The organism is Nocardia sp. NPDC056541 (assembly GCF_042794235.1).
Lineage (GTDB): Bacteria > Actinomycetota > Actinomycetes > Mycobacteriales > Mycobacteriaceae > Nocardia.
This window is the reverse complement of record NZ_JBHTUD010000005.1, coordinates 61,320-84,684: the sequence shown is the minus strand read 5'-3', so window position 1 is coordinate 84,684 and position 23,365 is coordinate 61,320. Positions and strand designations below refer to the sequence as shown.

The 23,365-nt window shown below is 67.6% G+C and carries 22 protein-coding genes; 10 read left to right on the top strand and 12 right to left on the bottom strand.

What is annotated here, in order from left to right; translation table 11 throughout:
- Nucleotides 1–22 precede the first annotated feature (22 nt).
- Nucleotides 23–910, top strand: a complete 888-nt coding sequence (locus ACFQ9R_RS10315) for a helix-turn-helix domain-containing protein (protein ID WP_378990118.1) — start codon at nt 23–25, stop codon at nt 908–910.
- Between the two features lie 108 nt (nt 911–1,018).
- Here the strand turns inward: ACFQ9R_RS10315 and ACFQ9R_RS10310 are convergent, their stop codons facing one another.
- Together ACFQ9R_RS10310 and ACFQ9R_RS10305 are read right to left on the bottom strand one after the other, a co-directional pair.
- Nucleotides 1,019–1,426 carry an SRPBCC family protein gene (locus ACFQ9R_RS10310; protein ID WP_378990117.1) on the bottom strand — a complete coding sequence of 136 codons (408 nt, stop codon included), beginning with the start codon at nt 1,424–1,426 and terminating at the stop codon, nt 1,019–1,021.
- 41 nt (nt 1,427–1,467) lie between these two features.
- A complete protein-coding gene (locus ACFQ9R_RS10305) occupies nt 1,468–2,610 on the bottom strand; it encodes an epoxide hydrolase family protein (protein ID WP_378990115.1) in 1,143 nt (380 codons plus the stop codon).
- Nucleotides 2,611–2,673: 63 nt separating this feature from the next.
- Between ACFQ9R_RS10305 and ACFQ9R_RS10300 the strand changes: the two genes are divergently transcribed.
- Both ACFQ9R_RS10300 and ACFQ9R_RS10295 read left to right on the top strand, forming a co-directional pair.
- Nucleotides 2,674–3,666: a helix-turn-helix transcriptional regulator gene (locus tag ACFQ9R_RS10300; protein WP_378990113.1), complete on the top strand. Its 993-nt coding sequence runs from the start codon at nt 2,674–2,676 to the stop codon at nt 3,664–3,666.
- Between the two features lie 60 nt (nt 3,667–3,726).
- Entirely contained in the window at nt 3,727–4,986 is a 1,260-nt protein-coding gene (locus tag ACFQ9R_RS10295) for an MFS transporter (protein WP_378990111.1), read from the top strand.
- A 17-nt stretch (nt 4,987–5,003) separates the two neighbouring features.
- On the opposite strand, the gene ACFQ9R_RS10290 is transcribed toward ACFQ9R_RS10295, so the two are convergent.
- Nucleotides 5,004–6,224: an AI-2E family transporter gene (locus ACFQ9R_RS10290; RefSeq protein WP_378990110.1), complete on the bottom strand. Its 1,221-nt coding sequence runs from the start codon at nt 6,222–6,224 to the stop codon at nt 5,004–5,006.
- A gap of 68 nt (nt 6,225–6,292) precedes the next feature.
- On the opposite strand from ACFQ9R_RS10290, the gene ACFQ9R_RS10285 reads away from it, so the two are divergent.
- A complete protein-coding gene (locus ACFQ9R_RS10285; protein ID WP_378990107.1) occupies nt 6,293–6,661 on the top strand; it encodes a VOC family protein in 369 nt (122 codons plus the stop codon).
- 77 nt (nt 6,662–6,738) lie between these two features.
- On the opposite strand, the gene ACFQ9R_RS10280 is transcribed toward ACFQ9R_RS10285, so the two are convergent.
- Nucleotides 6,739–8,574: a glycoside hydrolase family 15 protein gene (locus ACFQ9R_RS10280; protein WP_378990106.1), complete on the bottom strand. Its 1,836-nt coding sequence runs from the start codon at nt 8,572–8,574 to the stop codon at nt 6,739–6,741.
- 218 nt (nt 8,575–8,792) lie between these two features.
- Here ACFQ9R_RS10280 and ACFQ9R_RS10275 point away from each other — a divergent pair, with 218 nt between their 5' ends.
- The gene (locus ACFQ9R_RS10275; protein WP_378652994.1) at nt 8,793–8,978 is read left to right on the top strand and encodes a hypothetical protein; all 186 of its coding nucleotides are present in this window, start codon (nt 8,793–8,795) and stop codon (nt 8,976–8,978) included.
- On the opposite strand, the gene ACFQ9R_RS10270 is transcribed toward ACFQ9R_RS10275, so the two are convergent.
- The gene (locus ACFQ9R_RS10270) at nt 8,968–9,969 is read right to left on the bottom strand and encodes an AraC family transcriptional regulator ligand-binding domain-containing protein (RefSeq protein WP_378990104.1); all 1,002 of its coding nucleotides are present in this window, start codon (nt 9,967–9,969) and stop codon (nt 8,968–8,970) included. The two genes, ACFQ9R_RS10275 and ACFQ9R_RS10270, sit on opposite strands and share 11 nt — an antisense overlap.
- Nucleotides 9,970–10,227: 258 nt before the next feature.
- Between ACFQ9R_RS10270 and ACFQ9R_RS10265 the strand changes: the two genes are divergently transcribed.
- On the top strand, nt 10,228–10,962 hold the full coding sequence (locus ACFQ9R_RS10265; protein ID WP_378990103.1) for an ATP-binding cassette domain-containing protein: 735 nt from the start codon (nt 10,228–10,230) through the stop codon (nt 10,960–10,962).
- Nucleotides 10,963–10,983: 21 nt separating this feature from the next.
- Here the strand turns inward: ACFQ9R_RS10265 and ACFQ9R_RS10260 are convergent, their stop codons facing one another.
- The gene (locus ACFQ9R_RS10260) at nt 10,984–11,415 is read right to left on the bottom strand and encodes a MarR family winged helix-turn-helix transcriptional regulator (RefSeq protein WP_378990102.1); all 432 of its coding nucleotides are present in this window, start codon (nt 11,413–11,415) and stop codon (nt 10,984–10,986) included.
- A 114-nt stretch (nt 11,416–11,529) separates the two neighbouring features.
- Between ACFQ9R_RS10260 and ACFQ9R_RS10255 the strand changes: the two genes are divergently transcribed.
- Nucleotides 11,530–12,657 carry an NADH:flavin oxidoreductase gene (locus ACFQ9R_RS10255; protein WP_378990101.1) on the top strand — a complete coding sequence of 376 codons (1,128 nt, stop codon included), beginning with the start codon at nt 11,530–11,532 and terminating at the stop codon, nt 12,655–12,657.
- A 24-nt stretch (nt 12,658–12,681) separates the two neighbouring features.
- Here ACFQ9R_RS10255 and ilvD read toward each other — a convergent pair whose 3' ends face one another.
- Together ilvD and ACFQ9R_RS10245 are read right to left on the bottom strand one after the other, a co-directional pair.
- A complete protein-coding gene (gene ilvD / locus ACFQ9R_RS10250; protein WP_378990100.1) occupies nt 12,682–14,373 on the bottom strand; it encodes a dihydroxy-acid dehydratase in 1,692 nt (563 codons plus the stop codon).
- A gap of 63 nt (nt 14,374–14,436) precedes the next feature.
- The gene (locus tag ACFQ9R_RS10245; protein WP_378990099.1) at nt 14,437–15,285 is read right to left on the bottom strand and encodes an acyl-CoA thioesterase domain-containing protein; all 849 of its coding nucleotides are present in this window, start codon (nt 15,283–15,285) and stop codon (nt 14,437–14,439) included.
- Nucleotides 15,286–15,449: 164 nt separating this feature from the next.
- Here ACFQ9R_RS10245 and ACFQ9R_RS10240 point away from each other — a divergent pair, with 164 nt between their 5' ends.
- Entirely contained in the window at nt 15,450–16,712 is a 1,263-nt protein-coding gene (locus tag ACFQ9R_RS10240) for a hypothetical protein (RefSeq protein WP_378990097.1), read from the top strand.
- On the opposite strand, the gene ACFQ9R_RS10235 is transcribed toward ACFQ9R_RS10240, so the two are convergent.
- The 3 genes from ACFQ9R_RS10235 to ACFQ9R_RS10225 form a co-directional block, all read right to left on the bottom strand.
- On the bottom strand, nt 16,690–17,460 hold the full coding sequence (locus ACFQ9R_RS10235) for a hypothetical protein (protein ID WP_378990096.1): 771 nt from the start codon (nt 17,458–17,460) through the stop codon (nt 16,690–16,692). The genes ACFQ9R_RS10240 and ACFQ9R_RS10235 overlap by 23 nt on opposite strands.
- Nucleotides 17,461–17,502: 42 nt before the next feature.
- Nucleotides 17,503–18,435 (bottom strand): fatty acid desaturase family protein, encoded by a 933-nt coding sequence (locus ACFQ9R_RS10230; protein WP_378990095.1) that lies wholly within the window; start codon nt 18,433–18,435, stop codon nt 17,503–17,505.
- A 147-nt stretch (nt 18,436–18,582) separates the two neighbouring features.
- Complete coding sequence (locus ACFQ9R_RS10225) at nt 18,583–18,864, bottom strand: hypothetical protein (RefSeq protein WP_378990094.1); 282 nt, start codon at nt 18,862–18,864, stop codon at nt 18,583–18,585.
- A 398-nt stretch (nt 18,865–19,262) separates the two neighbouring features.
- Between ACFQ9R_RS10225 and rph the strand changes: the two genes are divergently transcribed.
- Nucleotides 19,263–21,869 carry a rifamycin-inactivating phosphotransferase gene (rph, locus tag ACFQ9R_RS10220; RefSeq protein ID WP_378990093.1) on the top strand — a complete coding sequence of 869 codons (2,607 nt, stop codon included), beginning with the start codon at nt 19,263–19,265 and terminating at the stop codon, nt 21,867–21,869.
- Between the two features lie 55 nt (nt 21,870–21,924).
- Here the strand turns inward: rph and ACFQ9R_RS10215 are convergent, their stop codons facing one another.
- Nucleotides 21,925–22,869: a LysR family transcriptional regulator gene (locus ACFQ9R_RS10215; protein WP_378990092.1), complete on the bottom strand. Its 945-nt coding sequence runs from the start codon at nt 22,867–22,869 to the stop codon at nt 21,925–21,927.
- A 108-nt stretch (nt 22,870–22,977) separates the two neighbouring features.
- Here ACFQ9R_RS10215 and fdxA point away from each other — a divergent pair, with 108 nt between their 5' ends.
- Complete coding sequence (gene fdxA, locus ACFQ9R_RS10210; RefSeq protein WP_378990091.1) at nt 22,978–23,313, top strand: ferredoxin; 336 nt, start codon at nt 22,978–22,980, stop codon at nt 23,311–23,313.
- Nucleotides 23,314–23,365: the final 52 nt, after the last annotated feature.

The following is a 23,365-nucleotide window of genomic DNA, read 5'->3' as shown; positions in this document are numbered from 1 at the left end:
AGGGCGGAGGGGAGGAGGCGCGGTGGGCGACAATGTGGAGCCTGTCGATGCATCACCGCCCACACAGCGCGTCGTGTCCGTGCTGGAACTTCTCGCCGACGCGGCTGAACCGCAGACCTCGGCGCAGATCGCCGATTGCCTCGCGCTGAGCCGGTCGACGGTCGGCAACGTGCTCTCCGCGCTGCGGGCGCGCGGGTGGGTCACTCGCCGCGGTGATCTGACCTACGAGTTGGGTCCCGCGTTCCTGCGGACCGCCGAGCGAGAACGAAGCAAGCTCGCCGAGGACTCGTCGTTGCACGCCGCCCTGCAGGGCCTGGCGCAGGACGTGGATTGTGGTGTCGCACTGGTTGTTGTCGACGGCGCCGAGATCCTGTTCAGCGCCGTCGTCGAGAACCGTGGACGAATTCCCGCCGGAATCTCGGTCGGCACCAGATTGCCGCTCATCCCGCCCGCCGCGGCGACGATCGTGGCCCATTCCGCCGACCTGATCCGGCAACCGTGGCTGGCGGCGGCCGAGCCGCAAGATCGCGTGAAATTCGAGCGGCTTCTGGGCGACATCCGCGTCGTCGGCGCCGCGGTCTGGGGGGTCGACTCCCGCAGCGTCGCCACCCTCGATGTCCTCGCCGACGTCGTCGACCATCTCGCCCACGATCCGGTCAGCCGAACGCTGCGCGAACGGGTGCTCGCGCTGCTCGGGGAGATCAGCGGCACGGCTTATCGTCCTGCCGAACTCGACACCGATGTGGCACTGCCGATCAGTTACGTGTCGGCGCCCGTCTTCGGCTCCGGCGGGGATGTGCTGGCGGAGCTGATCGTCGGCCCGATGCGGGCCGCGGTGACCAGGGCCGAACGCGACCGTTACCTGGCCGCGGTGATCGCGGCAGCGAAAGTGATTCCCGGCCTGCGTTGACCGCCACCGAGAGCTTGTGATCATCGACGCCACCGCACGGGTAGCGCGTTCGGTCCACGCAGCGCCACCCCGACCCGACTGGAGCCTCTCGGTGCATGGCGCGGGGTGTTAGCGGCTGGTCTCCATCGTCTGCTTGAAGATGGTCAGGCCGTGGTCCATTGCCGCGCCCATCGGGACGGCGAGGTCGTCGGGTTGGACGTCGTGGATCCAGACGAATCGGCTGTGGCCGTCACCGTGGGGGAAGACCTGCATCGACGCGTTGTCGTGGGTGGGCCGCATGGTGTCGCCGATGACGGAATAGGCGATTCGGCGTGATTGCTCGTCGAAGGCGATGAGGCGCTCGCGGACGACTGTTCCGTCGGCGAAAGTGGCGGTCCTGACCCCGGGCTCGACGAGTCGGCTGTCGGTGACGAATCCCGGGGCCATCCGGACAGGGCCGTCGGTGAAGTCGCTGATGACCGCCCACACCTGTGCGGGGTCGGCGTCGATGAGGATCTCTTTGTGCACGGAAGCCATGCTCTGTGTCGCTTTCTGTCGTGGGTGTCTGTGAGGAGGCGTTATCGCCGGAAGTCGCGGAAGGTGGCGCGCAGGTCGTCGATGATCAGGTCGGGTTCCTCCATGGCCGCGAAGTGGCCGCCGCGATCGAATTCGGTCCAGCGCACGATGGTGTGGTTGCGTTCGGCGATGCGACGGACGGGGACACCGAGGTCGTTCGGCAACACGGCCACCGCGACCGGCACCTCGGTCGCGGGCTCGGGCCGGCCCCACGTCGCGGCGCCCTCGTAGTAATAGCGCGCCGAGGAACCAGCGGTGCCGTTGAGCCAATAGATCATGACGTTGGTGAGCATCGTGTCACGGTCGACGGCGTCCTCGGGGACATCGGTCGAATCGGTCCAGTCCTTGAAGCGCTCGACGATCCAAGCCAGTTGCCCCACGGGGGAATCGGTGAGCGCGTAGGACAGTGTCTGCGGGCGGGTGGCCTGCAGCATCGCGTACGCGCCGAGTTCGTACTGGGCGCGCTGAGCCAGCTGGAGGGCCCGCTTCTCGGCCGGGTTGTCGAGATCGGCCGTCTCGGAAGTGACGGTGGCCGAGGCGATCATGGTCACGTGCAACGCCACGAGGTGGTCGGGATCGAGCACCGCCAGTTCGCGCGAGATGGCAGCACCGGTGTCCTCGCCGTGGGCGGCGTAGCGCTCGTAGCCGAGTCGGCGCATCAGCTCGGCCCAGGCTCGCGCGGCCCGGCTGGTCGACCAGCCGATCGCGGGACCGGACAACCCGAAGCCGGGAATCGTCGGCACTACCACGTCGAACGCGTCCTCGGCCCGGCCGCCGTGCGCGACCGGATCGGTCAGCGGCCCGATCACGTCGAGGAACTCCACGATCGATCCGGGCCATCCATGGGTGAGGATCAACGGCATCGCACCGGGTTCGGCCGACCGGACATGGAGGAAATGCACAGCGTGACCGTCGATCTCGGTGCGGAACTGCGGGAACGCGTTGAGGCGCGCCTCCTGCGCTCGCCAGTCGTAGGTGGTTCGCCAGTACCGCACCAGTTCCTGGGTGTAGTCGAGCGGAATACCCTGCGCCCAGCCGACCCCGGTCACACCGTCGGGCCAGCGGGTGTCGTCCAGACGTCGATGGAGATCGTCGAGCTGGGACTGCGCGACGTCGATGCGGAAGGGAGTGATTGCTTCGCTCATGAAAACCACGCTACGAGACAGTTAGGACAGTTTCTGCCCTAGCAGTGGGGGAGAATGCGAACTGTGTTGGAAACTTCGGCTCGCCTCCTCGAACTCCTGTCGTTGCTGCAAACGCCAAGGGTGTGGACCGGCGCCGACCTGGCCGAACGCCTCGAGGTCGACGCTCGCACGGTCCGTCGCGACATCGACAAGCTGCGCACCCTCGGCTACCCGGTGCACGCGGTGGCCGGCACCGCCGGATACCGGTTGGGCGCGGGCACCAAGCTGCCACCGCTGCTGCTGAACGACGACGAGGCGGTCGCCGTTGTCCTCGGACTGCGCACGGCCGCGGGCGGATCGGTCACCGGCATCGAGGAGAGTTCGCTACGAGCGCTGGCGAAACTGGAGCAGATCCTGCCGTCACGGCTGCGACACCGGGTCTCGGCGTTGCACGCCGCGACCGTCACCGTGCCCGCCGGAACCGCAACGGTCGACCCCGAGGTACTGACCGCGATCGCCGCCGCGATCCGAGACCACGAACGGCTCCGGTTCGACTACCGCACCCACGACGGCGCCGAGGTCCGGCGAACAGCCGAGCCCCATCGACTCGTGCACACCGGGCGGCGCTGGTACCTGGTCGGCTGGGACGTCGAGAAGCAGGACTGGCGCACCTACCGTGTCGACCGACTCCGCCCGCGAATCCCCACCGGGCCACGCTTCACCCCACGCGAGGCGCCCGAAGTCGACCTGGGCGGGTGGGTATCGCGCGGTGTCAGCACCTCCGCCTACCGCTATCAGGCCCGCATCACGCTGGAGGTGTCGGCGGCCGTGGCGGCGGATCGCATCCCGCCGACTGTCGGAGTCATCGAAGCGATCGACGAAGGGCACTGCCTGCTGCGCACCGGCTCGAACTCGCTCGACGAAATAGCGGTCTACACCGGGCTTTTCGGCTTCGGATTCCACGTACACGAACCGCCCGAACTGATCCAGCACCTGCGCGCGCTGGCTGACCGAGTCACCGCGGCCATCACACCATGCGACGACCCGCGGGGTTCGGGGCACAGCGCATCGCGCTGACCGACGGTGCCGTCCGTTTTCCGCCGGATCCGAAGCGGCGCGATTCCTATCGTCGGTGCCATGGACAGCGAACGGATTCCGGAGATTTCGACCATTGCGTTGCGCGCGCCGGTGGTGTGGTTCATGGCGCTGGCCGCCGCGCTGGCGACCGCGAGTGTGTACCTGCTGCAACCGGCCGTCGCCGAGGTCGCCGGATCGCTGGACACCTCCGCGGCGGCGATCGGCACCGCGTTGGCCTGCGGCCCGATCGGCTATCTGGCGGGGTTGGTGTTGCTGGTGCCGCTGGTGGACCGGTTCGCGCCCCGCACCGTGGTGGCGGCGCAGTTCGCGGCGCTGGCGCTGGCTTCGGTCGCCGGGGCGGCGGCCCGTTCGCCGTTGACCTTGGGGATCGTCATCGGTGTGGTCGGCGCGGGGTCGGCGGTCGGAGCTCAGTTGAGTTCGGTGGCAGGGCGGTTCGCGGCCCCCCAACGGCAGGCCACGGTTCTGGGGATCGTCACCGCGGGCATTTCGGCCGGAATCCTCGCCGGGCGCATCGTCGGTGGCTGGCTCACCGAGATGATCGGTTGGCGCGCAATGCTGCTGGTGTTCGTGGTGCCCTGTGTCGTGGTGGCGGCAGTGTCGTATGTGGTGCTGCCCGCGGTGCGTGGGCGGGCAGCTACCGGATATCTGGATACGGTGCGGGGGATGCCCGGCCTGTTCGCCCGCTTCGCCGCGTTGCGCTGGGCGGCAACGCGAGGCGCGCTGTGGTTCTTCGCGTTCTGTGCGGTGTGGGCTGGGCTCGCGGTGGCGCTGTCGCAGCCGCCGTACTCGTATACCCCCGAACGGATCGGCCTGTATGCCTGCGCGGGGCTGGCGGGCGTCTTCGCCACCAGGATCGCCGGCAGCTGGACCGATCGTGTCGGCCACCGGAAGGTGATCCTGGTCGGTCTCGCGCTCGCGCTGAGCTCGGTCGTGGTCTTGTCCGTCGCGCTGTCGAACACTGTGGTGACGCTGATCTGTCTCGGCCTTTTCGATGCCGGACTGTTCGCCGCGCAAGTCGCCAATCAGAGTGCGGTGCTGGCCATCGATTCCTCCGCGCCGGCTCGCTTCAACAGCGCCTACATGTCCGTCTACTTCGTGGGAGGAAGCCTGGGCACGGCGTTCGGCGCGGCGGCGATCGGCTGGTTCGGCTGGGTTGGTTCGGTCGCTGCCGCCGCGACCGCCACGGCAGCGGCGGGCGTGGTCGCCCTGGCCGATCGGTCGCGCATCAGCGCGGATTCGTTCGGTGTCACAGCAGGCGAGGACGGCCGCGATCGTGCGGAGATTTCGGGCGGACGCTGAGCCGGATGCGCGCGGGGCTAGGTGCTGGGGTCGGGCGCTGCTCCGGAGCCGGAAGTCGGCGAGGCCACCGCGGCCTCGCCGGTCTCGGCTTCGTCGGCATCGGGCTCGTCGACTGCTGGTTGTGCTCCGGTGGCTATGTCGATCTGCTCGCCGATGTAGCGGATGATCACCGCGATCATCGCCACGACGGGCACGGCGAGGAAGGCCCCGGTGATGCCGTAGAGCGAGCCGCCCGCGGTGACCGCGAGCAGCACGATGACGGCGTGGAGTTCCATGCTGCGGCTTTGCAGGACCGGTTGCAGCACATTGCCTTCCAGCTGCTGCACCGCGATGACGATGCCGAGCACGATCAATGCCGTGGTGAGCCCGTTGCCGACCAGCGCGACGAGGACGGCGAGCGCACCGGCGACGAACGCGCCGACCATCGGGATGAATCCGCCGATGAAGGTGATCACCGACAGCACCAACGCCAGTGGCACATCGAGGATGAACAGCGACGCGCCGATGAGGACGGCGTCGACCATGCTGACGATCGCCTGGGTCCGGATGAAGCCACCCAGAGTCGCCCACACCCGCTCCAAAACGGCTTCGACGTGGCGGCCGCTGCGGTTGCCGAACACCTGATGCATCCAGGGCAGAAAACGCGGCCCGTCCTTCAGGAAGAAGAACACCAGCACCAGGACCAGGAACAGGGTGATCAGTAGCGATGTCGCGGTGGACACGCCGGTGAACACACCGTTGGCGATCTGTGCGCCGCTGGACTGGAGTCGTCCGATGATCGCCTCGACCGCGGAATCGAGTTGCTCGTCGCGGATGCGCAGCGGTGGTCCCTGGATCCAGCCGCGTACCTGGTTGACCCCGTCGGTGGCCTTGTCGGCGAGCTGCGGTGCTTGATCGGCCACCGAGGGCACGATCGAGGCGACGACCCCGGCCAGCAGGGCGACGAACCCGAGTAGCGTGATCGACGCGGCGAGCGCGGGTGGCAGTTTGCGCCGGATCAGCCAGCGGGTCAGGGGCCACAGGATCGTGGTCACCACGACCGCCAGCGCCACGGGCAGGATCACCACCCAGAGCCGGGCGGTGATCGTGCCGAGTACCCATGCGCCCGCCGCGATCGCCACGATGCACAGCGCCCATTTGGCCAGCCACAGGATCCCGCCACCGATCACGTCCCCGCGTTCACGCGAAGGCTTGTCGTTCGGTTGCGCCCCACTGGTTTTCTTCACCGGCCCGCTCACGTCGCCCAGTCTGGCACGCGCGCCGCGTCCATCGGAACTTGTCGGTGCCACGGCCTAGCGTTTCGTCCATGTCGGAAACCATCACTGTCGGCGGCATCACCATCGACAGCAACGATCCCGCCGAACTGGCCGAGTTCTGGAGCTCCGCCCTCGGTTACACGGTCCTCGTCGACTCCGGGGACTACATCATGATCACCCCGCCCGGCGTCGGTTTCGGGGAGGGGCGTTATCTCGCGTTCCAGCTGGTTCCTGAAACCAAGGTGACCAAGAACCGGGTGCACATCGATTTCCAGACCACGGCTCGCGCGGCCGAGGTCGCCCGGCTGACGGCGCTGGGAGCCACGGTCCACGGCGAACACTCGCTGCCCGGTTTCGCCTGGACCGTGCTGCAGGACCCGCACGGCAACGAGTTCTGCGTCGTCGCCGCCGAGAGCTGAGCGAAGTGGCATGCTGTGCACAATGGCATGAAGTGCATCCTGCGCTGTCTGACGTGTTCGCATCGTGGGTGAGCTGATCAGTCCGGCGCGGGCTCGGCCTCGGCGCGATCGAGTTCTTCGTCGAGCGCGATGGCAGCGGCGATCAGGGCCAGGTGGGTGAAGGCCTGCGGGAAGTTGCCCAGCTGCTCACCCGAGGGACCGATCTCCTCGGCGAACAACCCGACGTGGTTGGCGTAGGTGAGCATCTTCTCGAACGCGTAGCGGGCCTGTTGCAAGCGGCCGGTTCGGGCGAGGGCCTCGACATAGAGAAAGCTGCACAGGTTGAAGGTGCCTTCGGTGCCGAGCAGGCCATCCGGTGACGCCTCGGGGTCGTATCGGTAGACCAGGCTGTCGCTGACGAGTTCCTTGTCCATGGCGTCGAGGGTGCTCAGCCACATCGGGTCGGTGGGGGACAGGAATCTCATCCGGGGCATGAGCAGCAGCGAGGCGTCCAGGACGTCGGTGGCGAAGTGCTGGACGAACGCTTGGCGTTTCTCGCTCCAGCCGCGGTCGATGATCTGCCGGAAGACCGCGTCGCGTTCGGCGGTCCAGCGGACCACGTCGGCGGGCCTGGCTTGCGCGTTCGCCATGCGGATGCTGCGGTCGAAGGCCACCCAGGTCATCAGGCGGCTGTAGGTGAATTCCTGGCGGCCGCCGCGGGTTTCCCAGATGCCCTCGTCGGGGCGATCCCAGTTGTTCGCGAGCCAGTCGACAAGGCGGCTGAATGTCCGCCAACCGGCGATGGCGGCCATATCGGTCCCCTGCGCCAGCGCGTCCGCTGCCTCGCCGTAGATGTCGAGCTGGATCTGGTCAGCTGCGCCGTTGCCGACCCGGACCGGCGCCGAACCCTGGTATCCCTCCAGGTGGGGCAGCGTTATTTCGTCCAGGCGTGGGTCGCCGTCGACGCGGTACATGATCTGCAAGGGTTCGCCGGAGGCGGTGCCGCCCGCGTCGACCCGGTCGCGCAGCCAGCGACGGAACGCATAGGGCTCCTCGGTGAAGCCGAGGTCGCTCAGCGCCCGCACCGACAGCGAGGCGTCGCGGATCCAGGTGTAGCGGTAGTCCCAATTGCGTTCGCCGCCGATTTGTTCGGGCAATCCCATGGTGGCCGCGGCGATCGGCGCGCCGGTCGGGGCGTAGGTGAGCAGTTTGAGGGTGATCGCGGACCGATTGACCATGTCCCGCCAGCGCCCGCGGTAGGTGGACGAGCGCAACCAGGTCTGCCAGAAGCGACGGCACTGGTCGAACTCGTGGGCGATCGTTGCCCACATCGGTGCCGACGAGAAGTCCGCGCCCGCGGGAGCGGTGGTCAGCACGACCGCGGCTCGCTCACCGGCGGACAAGGTGAATCGCGCGGTGATGTCGGCGCCGTCGGGGTGCAACGCGATCGGGTCGGTGGATTGCAGGTGCAGATCGGCGATGCCGGAACGGAAGACGGCGGTTCGTTCATCGACTCGGTCGAGGGTGTGGGTGGCGCGGGCATAGTCGAACCGGGGGCGGCAGGCGAGAGTGAACGTGAAGCTTCCCCGCACCACCCGCGCGAATCGCACCAATCTGTGCCGGTCGGCGGGTTCGGTGCCGCGAATCGGCTCCATGAAGTCGGCGACCTCGCCCACGCCGTCGGGTCCGGAGAACCGCGTCAACAGAATGGCGGTGTCGGGCAGGTACAGCTGCCGGACGGTCACCGGGTTGGTGGTGTCGACGGCGAGCGAGCAATGTCCGCCCTTCTCGCTGTCGAGCAGCGACGCGAACACACTCGGTGAATCGAACCGTGGCGCGCACCACCAGTCGATCGTTCCGGCGGCCGATACCAGCGCCGCTGTCTGCAGATCACCGACGATGCCGTGCTCGTCGATCGGCGGGTACGAGTTCACGAACACTCCTCGCCTCGGACCGCCGTTCGCGCGGTCGGCGAGCTTCAGCCAACCAGCGAACGGCGGCGTCGGCCTCATCCGGAACGGGTGAATCCCGCGCCTCGGAGCTGAGGTTGGCGTGTTCGGCACGAGATTGGCGCGTTCTGTTCTTGTCGTGGCCGCGAGGTAATTCGACACTTACGTTCGGATGGTCGGTGAGTGAACGATGGGAGTGTGCGGTGACAAGGGAGAGTGCCACTGTCTACGTGATTTCCGCGCTGGAGTCGAAAGGAACCGCGACCCGCGACGACTTCGACGTAGCCGGTATCGTCGCCACGTTCCGCGATCTCATCGACGGGTGGGACTTCCGCTTGCTGGAGCGGGAAACGTTCTGGCAGATCGCCTCGACCTACCTCAGGACGTGACGTTGCGAACCGGAGGCGAACCCGTTTCCCAGCGCCGGGCAGCCCGGCGCAGCGAGCCCGCGTCGGAGTAGCCGAGCAGTTCCGCCTGCTTGGTGCCGCTGAGCGAGCCTCCGGACGCCGCTCGCGACAACCTCGCGCTGCGGGCCCGGTCCAGTTCGACCCGCCAGGTGGTGCCGGATTCGGCCAGCCGCCGCTGCAACGTGCGAGGGCTGATGTTGAGGATCTGGGCGACACTGTCGAGCGAGACCGCCCCGCCGTCGATGGCCTCGTCCACCGCGTCGGCCACTCGTGCGGGCCAGGCCGAGGCAAGGGTCGGCGGTGGCGCCAGGGCGGCGGCCAGCGGTTCCAGAACCGCTGCCAGGACGGGATCAGCGGTGGTCAGGGGAAGATTCAGGTCCGCGGAGCGGAAAGTCATCGAGTCGGCCGGTGCGTCGAATTCCAGTGTGGCGGAGCCGAAGACGGCACGAAAGCGGTCCACGTGCGCGGGAGCGGCCTGACGCAGTGAGACACGCACCGGGTTCAGCGGATCGTCGACGACCCGGCGCGCGCGGCTCAGGACGGCCGACAGGCCCCACAGCTGGGTGTGGTCCCTGCCACGGCCTTCGCCGTCGAGCATCTCGAGGTACAGGGTGGACTCGTCCTCGGTCTCGGTGACCAGGTCGAAGCGGTGATTGGTGGTGACCGCGGTGATGTAGGGACCGCAGGTGGCCAGCCCGGCTCCCAGCGTCGGCGCGGACGCGAACAGATAGTCGTACAGCCCGAGGCTGGACAGCTCGTAGCGCTGGGCCACCTGCAGCGCGACGTCCGGGCCGAGACGATGTTCGCCGACCTCCCACAGCCGGGAGAACGTCGCACTGGGTAGATGCACGTCGTGGCCGGTCATCGTCCAATCCGGGACCCCGGTGTCCCGGATCAGCTGCGCACGATCGAGCCCGGCTGCGCCGAGCTGGGAAATGACGAAACGGTGCAGCAAGCTCTGGTCGGTAGCCATGACGTCTCCTCGTGGCAGCGCGCCGATCTGCGAACGTTTACGTCAGCCGCGGGCGTCGACCGATAGGGAGAGTCTGTCGGCGAACGTCTCGGCGCTTCGCGATCGGCACCTCGTGTTTGATCCGGTTCTACCAGTTCCGCGCAGGTCGCGAAAGCAATCGCGATTCTGGTCGGCAATCATGGCAGCGGTGATGCGATGGGCTCCGATGGCATCCGGCGAACGGTGGATGCTCGGTACTCGAGCGTGCCATGGTGAGTTGTGACCGTGGAACTGTGCTGCCTGACCGTCCGTGTCGACACCGCGCGGTGGAGCGAAACCGTGCTCACGGAGGTCGATCTGGTGGTGCCTGCCGGTCAGATCACCGCTGTGCTCGGTGGGCCCGGCGCCGGAAAGTCCATGGCCGCTTCGGCTCTCGCGGGACGATTGCCCGCCGCCGCGCAGTCTTTGGGCCAGGTCTTGGTCGACGGTGTGGCTGTCGACGGTCAGCAATGGGCGGCCTTGCGTGAGGGCGTCGTGGGCTATGTGCCGCAAGAAGGTGTGACGGCATTCGACTCGGGCAAGACGGTAGGCGCCCAATTGCGGGCGTTGGAGCGGCGCCATCGAGCGTGGAGTGTCGAGCGAGCGTGCGCCGCCGCACAGTATCCGGCCGAGGCCTCGGACCTTCTCCCACATCAGCATTCGGGAGGTCAGATCCAGCGCGCCGCGCTCGCCGCCGCGTTGCTGCCGGCTCCGCGCGTCCTCATCGCAGACGGACCGACCAATTCTCTCGACCGGGCGACGGCGTACGGGGTGTGGCGATCATTGCGCGATTACGCCGACTCCGGTGCGGCGGTACTCGTGGTCAGCAACGAGGTGCAGATGCTGACTCACGGCCGCGTCGCCGACCGAATGGTGATCCTGCACGCGGGCCGGGTCCTCGCCGCGGGAACGACCGCAGAGCTCGGAAAGTCGACCGACACTTTCGTGCGGACCCTGCTCGGGTCGTCCTTCTGACGCGGCGCCGCGATCGGCAGCTCAGTCGGCGCCGGTCACGAAAACACGCTCCAGCAGGGCGAACAGGCAATCTCGATCTCGGTCACTGAGCTTCTTCAGGCCGTCTTGCGTCGACTGCATCTTCGCACGGATCGTATCGGTGACGCGCTCGCCCTCGGGCGTGATGACGAGGTGGGTGACGCGCCGGTCGGACGCGCTGGCCTCGCGGCGCACGAGGTCGCGCTTCTCCAGCCGGTTGATGATCCCGGTGACATTGGACGCGTCGCAGGACAGGGTCTCGGCCAGGGCGCGCATCGCAACAGGCCCTCGGCGCAGCACCGTCAGCGTTTTGCCCTGACTCGCCGTGAGGTTCTCGCTCGCCGCCGCCGCGGTGAAGTCCCCGTAATAGACGCCGAGCGCCACCGAGAGCAGCTCCATGAGCTGGGCCGTATCGACGCGCGCAGCTTCTTCCATGAGGGTCAGCTTATCCGCAGAAACTTGACTATCTCAAATATCTGCCTCTAGCGTGGGGGCATTGCTTGAAGTTCTCAACCTTCGACTTTGTCAAGTACCTCTGAGGAGTATCCAGTGATCGTCACCCAGTCCGAGGCCTCCCGCACGGCGGAGATCCTGTCGCGGCCCGTCACACTGAACGGCCTGACTGTCCCGAACCGCATCGTGATGGCGCCGATGACGCGGATGTTCTCGCCCGGCGGCGTTCCCGGTGACGATGTTCGGTCCTATTACGCCCGCCGCGCCGCCGCGGGTGTCGGTCTGATCGTCACCGAGGGAACCTACGTCGGCCATCAGTCGGCCGGGCAGAGCGACAGTGTGCCGCGGTTCCACGGTGAGGAGCAGTTGGCGGGGTGGGCGAAGGTCGCCGAGGACGTCCACGCGGCGGGCGGCACGATCGTTCCGCAGCTGTGGCATATCGGCATGGTGCGCAATCAGGGCGAGCAGCCCTATGTCGACGCGCCCGCCGTCGGTCCCTCCGGCATTCGCGTCGACGGCACCGAGGGCACCGGCAAGGCGATGACCCAGCGTGACCTGGACGACGTCATCGGCGCCTTCGCCGAGGCCGCCGCGGCGGCCGAGCGCATCGGTTTCGACGGCGTCGAACTGCACGGTGCGCACGGCTATCTGCTCGATCAGTTCCTCTGGGAGCGCACGAACCGCCGCGACGATGTGTACGGCGGTGACGCGGTGGCCCGCACGCGGTTCGCGGCCGAGCTGGTGGCCGCCGTCCGCGCGGTCGTCTCGCCCGAGTTCCCGGTGATCTTCCGTTACTCACAGTGGAAGCAGGAGGCCTACGACGCCCGCCTGGCCGAGACGCCGCAGGAGCTGGAGGCGATCCTGGCTCCGCTCGCCGCGGCCGGTGTAGACGCTTTCCACGCCTCCACCCGCCGCTACTGGCTCCCGGAGTTCGACGACTCGGAGCTGAACCTGGCGGGTTGGACCAAGAAGCTCACCGGCAAGCCCACCATCACCGTCGGATCGGTCGGCCTCGACGGTGATTTTCTCCGTGCGTTCTCGGGCCAGGGTGCCGAGCTCGGCAGTCTCGACAACCTCCTCGATCGCATGGAGCGCGACGAATTCGACATGGTCGCCGTCGGTCGAGCCCTTCTCCAGGACCCGGAATGGGCCGCCAAGGTCCTGGCGGGGCGGATCGACGAGGTGAAGCCCTACGACGGGACAGCGCTGAAGACGCTGAGCTGAGCGATTCTCGCCGAGGCGGCGCCGTCAGCCGGTGACGGCGCCGTGTGCGGCCGAGCTGACGAGCTTGCGGTACTTCGACAGCACCCCCGAGGTGTATCTGGGCGGCAGCGGTTCCCAGCCGACCTTACGGGCGGCGAGTTCGTTCTCGTCGATCTCGACGTCGAGGATGCGGTTGGCGACATCGAGCACGATCGGGTCGCCGTCGCGGACGAAGGCGATCGGGCCGCCGTCCACCGCTTCGGGGGCGACATGCCCCACGCACAATCCGGTGGTGCCGCCGGAGAACCGGCCGTCGGTGAGCAGCAGAACGTCCTTGCCGAGGCCGGCGCCCTTGATCGCGCCGGTGATGGCGAGCATCTCGCGCATGCCGGGTCCACCCTTGGGCCCCTCGTTGCGGATGACGACGACATCACCGGCCACGATCGTGCCGTCCTCGAGTGCGTTCATCGCGCCGCGTTCTCCGTCGAACACCCGGGCCGTGCCGCGGAAGACATCGGAGTCGAAACCGGCGCTCTTCACGACGGCGCCCTCGGGTGCGAGCGAGCCGTGCAGGATGGTGAGCCCGCCGGTGCGGTGGATCGGCCGGTCGAGGCGGCGGATCACGTCGCCGTCGAGGCCGAGCTCGATGTGGGCGAGATTCTCGGCCATGGTCGCGCCCGTGACGGTCATGACGTCGCCGTGCATGAGACCGGCATCCAACAGGGCCTTCATCACGACGGGGATGCCGCCGACCCTGTCGACGTCGTTCATGACATAGCGGCCGAACGGCTTGAGATCGCCCAGGTGGGGCACCTTGTCACCGACCCGGTTGAAGTCGGCGAGGGTGAGGCCGACACCGGCCTCGCGGGCGATGGCCAGCAGGTGCAGCACGGCGTTGGTCGACCCGCCGAGCGCCATGACGACGGTGATGGCGTTCTCGAACGCCTCCATCGTCATGATGTCGCGGGCCGTGATCCCCTTGCGCAGCAATCCGACGACGGCCTCGCCGGACTTCTCGGCGAAGTCGTCACGGCGACGGTCCGGGGCAGGCGGTGCGGCCGATCCGGGCAGGCTCATTCCGAGTGCCTCGGCCGCCGAGGCCATGGTGTTGGCCGTGTACATGCCGCCACACGCGCCTTCGCCAGGACAGATCGCCCGCTCGATGCGGTCGACCTCGGCGGGGGTGATCAGACCTTTGATGCAGGCGCCGACAGCTTCGAACGCGTCGATGATCGTGACGTCCTTGCCGTCGATATTGCCGGGCAGGGTCGAACCCGCGTAGAGGAATACGCTCGCCAGGTCCAGTCGCGCGGCGGCCATCAGCATGCCCGGCAAGCTCTTGTCGCAGCCGGCGAGCAGCACCGAACCGTCGAGGCGCTCGGCCATCATCACGGTTTCGACGGAATCGGCGATGATCTCGCGGCTGACGAGTGAGAAATGCATCCCCTCGTGGCCCATCGAGATGCCGTCGGAGACCGATATCGTGCCGAACTCGAGCGGGAAACCGCCCCCGGCGTGAACACCGCGTTTGACCGCCTTGGCCAGCCGGTCGAGCGACAGATTGCACGGTGTGATCTCGTTCCAGCTCGAGGCCACACCGATCTGCGGTTTGACCCAGTCTTCGTCACCCATGCCGACCGCGCGGAGCATGCCACGAGCGGCGGTCTTCTCGAGTCCATCGGTGACATCGCGGGAGCGTGGCTTGATGTCGACGGGCTGATCGGTGTCGTGTGCCATAGCGCAAGCCTACGAGGCCGGGCAATGAAATCGCCACGACGGCGCAGCTATGGGCGGTGCGAACTACTCCGCGGCCATGGCCGATGACGAAGCCCCGATAGCGCTCAGGTCCGCTGGGCCCCGGGCGTTGGCGAGGGAACTGACTGTCGCGGTACCGAATACGCCTTTGCGGTCATAGATCGCCGCGGTGCCCAGCGCGATGCCGTCCTGTGCCAGCCGGTCCAAGCCGACCAGCCCGGCTTCGTCCCCTTCCGGAAGCCTGGTCAACGTCAGCGTGGCATCGGCGTTGATGTATTCCAGGCCGTGGCTGCCGAGGTTGGTGACCACATTCGTCACATCGGCGAGTCCCGCGACGAACTGGAACGGCGTCGGTTGCTCACCGACCACGACCGCGATCGGGCGGTGCCAGATCCCCGTGCGGGCCGCGTTGTGGTGGGTGCGGACATCGGGACTCCATCCTTGTTCCTCGCTGAAGTACACGCGATCCTGATCGGGCGAGGGTTCGCGGTCGGCAGGCGGCGGATCCGCGGCCGTCTCCGGCGACCAGCAGATGCCGTGCGGTGTCGGGCCGGGGCGCAGATACAGCGCGCCGGCCCGAGCCACGGCTCGGCCGTCTTGGATCAGCGTCGCATCGAACAACGACAATCGGCGGCCGTCGCGGATCACTTCGACACGAGTTGTGCAGGGCCGCATGAACACCGGGCGGAACAGGTCGAGCGTCCACCGCACCGGCCGCAAGTCGCTCCGTTCGCGAACGATGAGCTCGCGCTCCACCGCACGCGCCAGGACCGCGCCGACAGCCATCCCGCGTAGCTGTCCACCGATCCATCCGCTGCTCGCCTCGGGTTCGGGATGGAGTACCTCGGCGCCACCGATCGGATCGGATTGTGCGCGAAAGAATGCATGGCTCACCGGCGGACTCCTCAGGCATGGGCAGTCTCGCCGAACGCGCGGCACCGGTGGCGCGCGACTGACAGATGCCCGGATCTGAGAGTCGGCGATTTGTCCATGATGCGGCCATCGGGAGGGGGCGGCTACTCAGGCGTGGAAGATCACAGCGTGCGTTAGGCTCGGATATGGCTCACCGATCGGTTGTTCTCGGTGCGATGCTGACCGCGGTGTCGTTGCTCTGCGCGTGCACTGTGTTCGGCCGCGGCGAAAGTGATCCGCCCGCCGTGCGTGACGCGGATGTGCTGGTGTCGATCGCTGAGTCGGCGGGGTTCCTGGAGACCGGCCGTGTCGGGAGCCGACGTGTTCCCTTCTTCGAATTGCGGCGCGACGGTACGGTTTTCACCTACGTGGACGACGGGGCCGAGGAGAGTGTGTTCGGCGTGTACTGGGCCCGGCTCACCGAGGACGGCATCGAGCAGGTTCGCGCGTGGTTCGACGAACTCTCCTTCAACGATGCCCACTACCGCGAGTTCTCGCCGCCGACGGACCAGCCGACGACGGTGGTGTACGCGAACTTCGATGGGCCGGTGGGTGTCTCGGTCTACGGCCTGGACACCGACTCCCGCACGCATTCCGGCAATCGCGAGATGCGCAGGTTGGGGAATGTGATCGATCGTTTGCGAGCACTGCCCGATGACGAGCAGCTCACGGTGCAGCGTCGTGCGCCGTACACGCCGACCGCCCTCGATATCGCGTTCCAGCCCGCGGTCTCACCGGACGACGAGCCGTTGCCCGAGCCGACCAGATGGCCGTTCGCCCTCCCGCTCACGCAGCGCCCCTTGGGCGTCGGCGGCTACGGCAGAGCGCTGTGCGCCACTGTCGACGGTGCCGAGGCTGCCACGATCGTCGAGCTCATGGCCGGACACGACGAGGACACCCCACCGCATTGGACCACCGGGGCGGCACCGGGGTCCGGGCAACCCACCTCGGTCCTGGTGACGGCGAACGCGCTCCTGCGCGGTCGATCCGGGTGCAGCGCAGTGGCGTCGGACCCGGCGTCGTCGAATCGTGTTGTCGTCGAGCCGCTCCAGGACGTGGTACTCGCCGATCCGTCGGGCTGGCAGGGCCGCTATCCGGCCGACCGGTTCACCACCGCGACCAGCCTGGAACTCTATGCGGCGGTGCCGATTCTGGTCCGCGAGCTCGAGGCCAGAGAAGCGATCGAGGACACGGACGGCACCAGCGACAGCACCGAACTCCACGTGCCGACCGGCTCGGATCTCACCTGGTACGACTACGAATTCGTGGCAGCCGAGGCGGGCGGCTTCCGCTACCTGGACCTGTCGGCCCGCTACCAGGGCGTGGCTCCCGATCCGTGGGAGCCACCGACCTGGCACGCCCGCATCGCACTCGGCCCCGAGACCGTCACCAACCTCGACCTGCATTGACCCGCTGCGAACCCGTCGCTGCTGTCGGATGCCGGATCCACACATTGGGCTCCACATAGACCGCGACACCGTGCTCGACCGAACAGGACACCGGGGCCAGTGCTGTGGGTACGAGCACCTGCCCGCTGGTGTCGAACGGCAGGCCGGTCCACGTACGCCATTCCGCCAGCGTCCCAGGAATAACCATGGATCGCGGTGCGATCTTGTCGATCGTGCCGCCGGCTCGGACGTGTACACGCAGCCATGGGTCGACCGGCAGCCCATCCGCCCTCGTCAGCCCGGCGTAGACACTCATCGGTTGTTCGATGTCGGTTTTTCCGGTGGGGCGCACCGGTGCCACGAGCTCGGCGAATCCGAGCCGAGCGGCGTTGTCCCGCAGAGCGGCAAGGATTTCCGCGCTCAGCCCGGTGCCCAGCCTGCTCGGTTCGACGACGATCTCGATCGCGGACACCGTGTCGGGCTGTGCGCCCGTCGCCGAGATATGGATGCCGCGGCGAATCGCACCGTCCCAGCCGTCGTCGGGGAGGTCGGCCGCACCGAGCCGGAACGGGACGGAATAGGCTCGACCCACCACCTCGCCCGCCTCGTCCTGGCAGACCAGGATGTAGTCGGCGAACCGATCCAGCATCGAGTAGTACAGGCTGCCGACGGGGTCGTGGCGCATGAATTCGGGCCAGGAGTCGGCCATTGCGGTGAAGGCGTCGTACAGGTCGGGGCGGTCCGCGAGAACCGAAATCGTCAGCGGCATGGATCTACGATGCCTCACCCGGCGCCGCGAAATCGAGCGAAATCAGGTCAGTTCGATCGGGCCGCGGAGTTGACGGGCAACCGCGCGGAACCAGCCGAGGTGGTAGTGAGCGCCTTCGGAGTCGAATCGGGAACGTAGCTCGTACCAGCGCAGGCCGGGGTGGCGGTGGTGTACGTCGTGCAGATTGAAGCTGAGGGCGAAGCGCTCGAGGGTGCGGGGCAGGCGCAGATTCATTGCCGCTCTCGGTGATTCGAGGTCTGTGCCGTAGTGGTAGGCGTTGTCGGAGAGGGAGATGATGAGGGCGCGGCCGCCGAGCGCGGCGAGCAGCATCCAGCCGTGCGCGCCGTAGCAGAGGAACGCGACGGTGTGGATGACGACGATCGCGGCGGCGTCGGTGCGGAACTTTCCCAGAACCACCGGCTGGGCGACTCGTTCGAGTACGAGACCACCGACCGAATCGGGTGCGTCCACTCGACGTCCCAGTGCGCGAATGGTTCGCTCGGGCATCGGCGCGAGCAGGAGCGCGAGCACTTCGAGCAGGTACAAACCGCCGAACAGTTTCAGATAGAACGGGGGAGCGGCGGACCGCCGAGTGGTCGTCGCCGGGTCGTAGATCTCGCTGCGCTCGCGAACCCGGCTGTATCGATGGTGGAGCAGGTGGCCCACTTTCAGCATCGCGAAGGGCGATCCGTACACCACCGCCAGCATGCGTCCCATCCGGTCGTTGCGGGTCCGATTCCGTAGCAGCGACCCGTGTACGGCCTCGTGGATCAGTGACCAGAACGGCGTGATGGTCAGCGTCAGCGGCACCAGGGCCCAACCCCACGCGGCATCCACGGGGAGCAGCACCAGCGGGATCACGAACAGCTGGGTGCCGCCGATTGTCAACGCGAGCACGATGAGTCGCACATTCACCAGGTCGCCGCCGGCAGTGCGCGGCACATCGGAGGGGCGCGGGGTGCGAGTTCGAGTCATGGTGCAGCGGTGCTCCGGATAGATCAGGCAAACTCCGCCCCTATCCTGCCACCCGTGCACCCAGGCGTGGCAGGCCCGACGGTACCGCGAACCGGGTGTTCGCCGACAATTCAGCAGAGATGCACCCGCACGGCCGAGGCGGAACGGCTAGGTGTTCTGCTGCTCCGGTTCGATATCGAACTGGAGGGGGAACTGGCTCACGGTCCATGCGGCCACCGCGGTCGACGCCAGGACGTGGAGCAGGTAGATCGTGCAGACCAGGCCGATGCCGTAGTCGCGCATCCACGCACCGAGGGGAATCAGGGCTACCAGGTCGAGGCCGAGCATCAGTAGCGACAGGAGCAGAGCAGGCGCGGCCCAGGACGGCGCGGCCGGTTCGGCGGCCGCATCGGTTGTGGGCGGGAAGTCGACGGGGTTTTCGGTGGCCATGGTGTCCTCACAGGCAAAGCCGGGGGCTGGACGCTGCGTGCTAGCTGATCTGTCACATATTCGGGGTCGCAGGCTGCCCGGATCGGCGCGCGAGGTGAAAATCTCGGCATCCGCAATCGATGGGCAACATGGCGCAAGCGCCTGTCACGCGGCAGCGGTCGACTCTCGGGGGCAGGTTGCCCCGCGGTGTGGCAACCCGAATCGAATCACTGCAGATCGGGGCTGTCGTGGACTGGAATCCGGTGTGGTCACGGATTTGCCGCCGGTGTCGGGCGCACGAGCGCTTCCCGTTGCTTCCCCCTTCTACTGTATACACGATTCCGGGCTCTCATGAGGCGCTGAATCCTGGTCCATAATCGCTCGCGTCAGACCGAAACCACCAGGTGAGGAGTAGCGGAATGGCCTATGTGCTCGGGTTCGACGAGATCGATCGAACAATGGTCGCGATCGTCGGCGGTAAGGGTGCCAACCTCGGCGAATTGTCGCGGATCGACGGTGTCGAGGTGCCGGACGGGTTCTGCGTGACGACCGATGCTTTCGCTCGGACGGTGGCGGGGGAGCCGACGCTCGATGCTCGGCTCGACGAGGTGTCGCGCCTCGAGCCAGGTGATCGGGCCGCGATCTCCCGGCTGAGCGCGCAGTTGCGGCGCATGATCGAGGAGCTGGTCGTGCCGGACGCGGTCGTGGAGGCGATCCTCGCCGCGCATGCTCGGCTCGGAGCAGAGGACGCCTGTGCCGTGCGATCCAGTGCGACGGCCGAGGATCTGCCGGGCGCCTCGTTCGCCGGCCAGCAGGACACCTTCCTGAATGTCGTGGGAGCGGCGGCGATCGTCGAGCATGTCCGCCGGTGCTGGGGTTCGCTGTTCACCGAGCGAGCGGTCACCTATCGACTGCGAAACGGCTTCGACCAGAAGAAGGTCCAGATGGGCGTGGTCGTGCAGCGGATGGTGTTCGCGCGCGCCGCCGGCATCCTGATGACGGCCGACCCCCTCACGTCCGACCGGACCGTCGTGTCCATCGACGCCGGTTTCGGTCTCGGCGAAGCGCTCGTGTCGGGTCTGGTCGATGCCGACGTCTACCGGGTTCGCGACGACCACGTCACCGACAAGGCGATCGCCACCAAGAAGATTCGGGTGGAGCCGGTCCCGACCGGCGGCACCCAGGTGCGCGAGCTCGCGGGCGAACACCGAAACGAGCCGGTCCTCTCCGATGAGCAGGTGCTGCGGCTCGCGCGGCTCGGCCGCCGCATCGAAGCGCATTTCGGCAGCCCTCAGGACATCGAATGGTGTTCGGACGGAGATGTTTTCCGCATCGTGCAGAGTAGGCCGATCACCAGCCTGTTCCCGATCCCCGACGCCGACGACGGGGAGAACCACGTCTATGTGTCGGTGGGCCATCAGCAGATGATGACCGACGCGATGAAGCCGTTGGGGCTCTCGGTGTGGCAGCTCACGAGCAACGCGCCGATGCGCGACGCGGGCGGCCGGTTGTTCGTCGACGTCACCGCGATGGTGTCCGTGCCCGCGAAAGGCGCCGCCTTGGCGGCGGGACTCGGCAAGTCCGACCCGCTGATGGGGGACGCGCTGCGCACGGTGCTCGAGCGCGGTGACTTCGTTCGTGAAGTGCCAGAAGAGGATTCCGGCGCACCAGCGACGCCGTTCGGTACCGCCCCCGCGCCGATCGACACCGATCCCGACATCGTCACCGAGCTCATCACGCAGAGCGAGGCATCGCTGGCGGCCATGAAGCGCGACATCGAGGACCTGTCCGGACCGCCGCTGCTCGAGTTCATCCTGACCGATATCCAGCAGGAGCTGCGGCGGGTCCTGTTCGCTCCCCAGGGTTTGCAGGTGATCATGGCCGCGATGGAGGCCACGGAGTGGCTCAACGATCGGTTGCGGGAATGGCTGGGCGACAAGAACGCCGCCGACGCACTCACCCAGTCGGTCCCCGGCAACGTGACATCGGAGATGGGCCTGGCGTTGCTGGACATCGCCGATGCGATCCGCCCGCATCCGGAGGTGGTGGCATACCTGGAGCGGATCGAGGGCGACGATTTCCTGGACGGTCTGGCCGATCACCTGGGCGGTGATGACGCACGAGCCGCGATCGAGGGGTTCCTCGGCAAGTACGGCATGCGCTGCACCGGCGAAATCGACATCACCCGGCCGCGCTGGAGCGAGAGTCCCGCCACGCTGGTGCCGACGATCCTCGGCAATATCAAGAACTTCGGGCCGGGTGAGGGCAGACGTCGCTTCGAGGACGGCCTGCGCGAGGCCGAACAATCGGAACGACAGATTCTGCGACGCCTGCGCGCTCTCCCCGAAGGGGAGCACAAGGCCGCCGAGACCGCGCGAATGATCGAGCGTGTGCGCACCTTCTCCGGATATCGGGAGTACCCGAAATACGGCATGGTGAGCCACTACTTCGTCTACAAGCAGGCGCTGCTGCGCGAAGCCGAACGGCTGGTGCAGGCCGGTGTACTGGACGAGTCCGGCGACATCTTCTTCCTGAGATTCGACGAGCTGCAGGAGGTCGTTCGCACCCATCGGGCCGACCGGGCCCTCGTCGGTGAACGACAGGACGCGTTCCGTTCGTATCGGTCGCTCACCGCGCCGCGAGTGCTCACCTCCGACGGTGAGGCGCTCGCCGGGGCGTATCGGCGTGAGGACCTGCCCGCCGGGGCACTGCCCGGCTTGGCGGTCTCGGGCGGGACGATCGAAGGTCGCGCCCGCGTCATCGCCGACATCGCGCAGGCCGACCTGGAATCCGGTGACATCCTGGTCACCGCCTACACCGATCCGAGCTGGACCCCGTTGTTCGTCGGGATCGCGGGACTGGTGACCGAAGTGGGCGGCCTGATGACCCACGGCGCGGTGATCGCCCGCGAATACGGCCTCCCCGCCGTCGTCGGCGTGGAACACGCCACCGAGCTGATCCGTGACGGGCAGCGCGTCCGCGTGAACGGCACCGACGGATATCTCGAGATCCTCTCGGAGCCGTAACCAGGACGGCCGCGATGCCCGCGCCGTCGCGGTGTCGCTGGTCGGTGTCGACGGATCAGTCTCGCGGCGGTCGTCGTACTGTCGGTCGGGCCGCTTCGATGCGGGCGGCGACGTCGACCAGGTCGCCCGCGGGGCCGGATGGTGGGGTGCTGCGGTGCCAGATGGCGCGAAACTTTCGGGTCAGCACCAGCGAATCGGCCAGGTCGACCTCGTGCAAGGTGCCCGCACGGAGTTCGTGGGCGACGATCAGGCGGCTGACCACCGCGGGGGCGAGTCCGCTCCGGGTGGTCGCGAGAATGGCTGCGGCGGAACCGAGTTCGGCCGCGGGCCGCGCGGGGGTGCCGTGGATCTGTAGCGCCGCCCAGACGGTGTCCCGTGTCCCGGATCCCTTCTCGCGCCACACCAGCGGCGTATCGGCGAGTTCGCGCGGGCGCACCGGGCGTGCGCGGGTGGCCCACGGATGGGTCGGTGCCACGACCACGACCAGCTCGTCGGCCACGAGCACCCGGCTTCCCAGCCCCGCGGGTGCCTGCGGCCCCTCGACGAATCCGAGCACCACCTCGCGATCGCGCACCGCCGTGGTCACCTGCTGTGAGTTCGCGACGTCGAGTTCGACGGCGAGCTCGGGCCGGAGCTTGCGCAACGCCGCCAGCCACTGCGGAATACGGTGGTCGGCAATGGTTTTCGAGGCGATGACATGCAGTTGTGGTGACAGTTCGCGGTGCAGGTCAGCGACACCGTCCATCAGAGCCAGCCCCGCGGCCAGTACCGGCCGACCCAGCTCGACCACGGCCGCACCGGCATCGGTCAAGGCCGAACCGGTGGGTCCGCGATCGATCAGCCGCAGCCGTAGTCGCCGTTCCAACGCGCTGATGCGCATGCCGACCGCGGGCTGGCTGATGCCGTGTCTGCGCGCCGCGGCACCGAGGCTGCCCAGCTCAGCCACCGATACCAGGAGATCGAGCACCTCCAGATCAGGCGTTCCGGGCAGCAAGCTCATAAGGAAACCTTACGAGGTGGTGGATATCGGGGGCTACCCGCCCGCAGGCGCGCGCACCAGGATCAGCACTACCGCAATGTGCGGGCCAGTACAGCTGAGGAGTACAACATGACGTTCGTGGTCGGCGCCGCCTGCGTGGACATCCTGGATCGGGCCTGCATCGAGGAGTGCCCGATCGACTGCATCTTCATCGGCGATCGGATGGCCTACATCCAGCCCGACGAGTGCATCGACTGCGGCGCGTGCGAACCGGCCTGCCCGGTCGAGGCGATCTATTACGAAGACGACCTGCCACCCGGTCAAGAACAGTTCGTCACCGAGAACGTCCGCTTCTTCCACGAACCGCTACCCGGACGGGCGGAGCCACTCGGTCAGCCGGGCGGCGCGACCTCGGTCGGTGTACTCGGCGTCGACACGGTCTATGTGCGGGAGTTCCCGGCATAGTTCCGGCGGATCGTCGACCGGAAGGGCAACGAGTTCGGTGAATCGAGGGGGT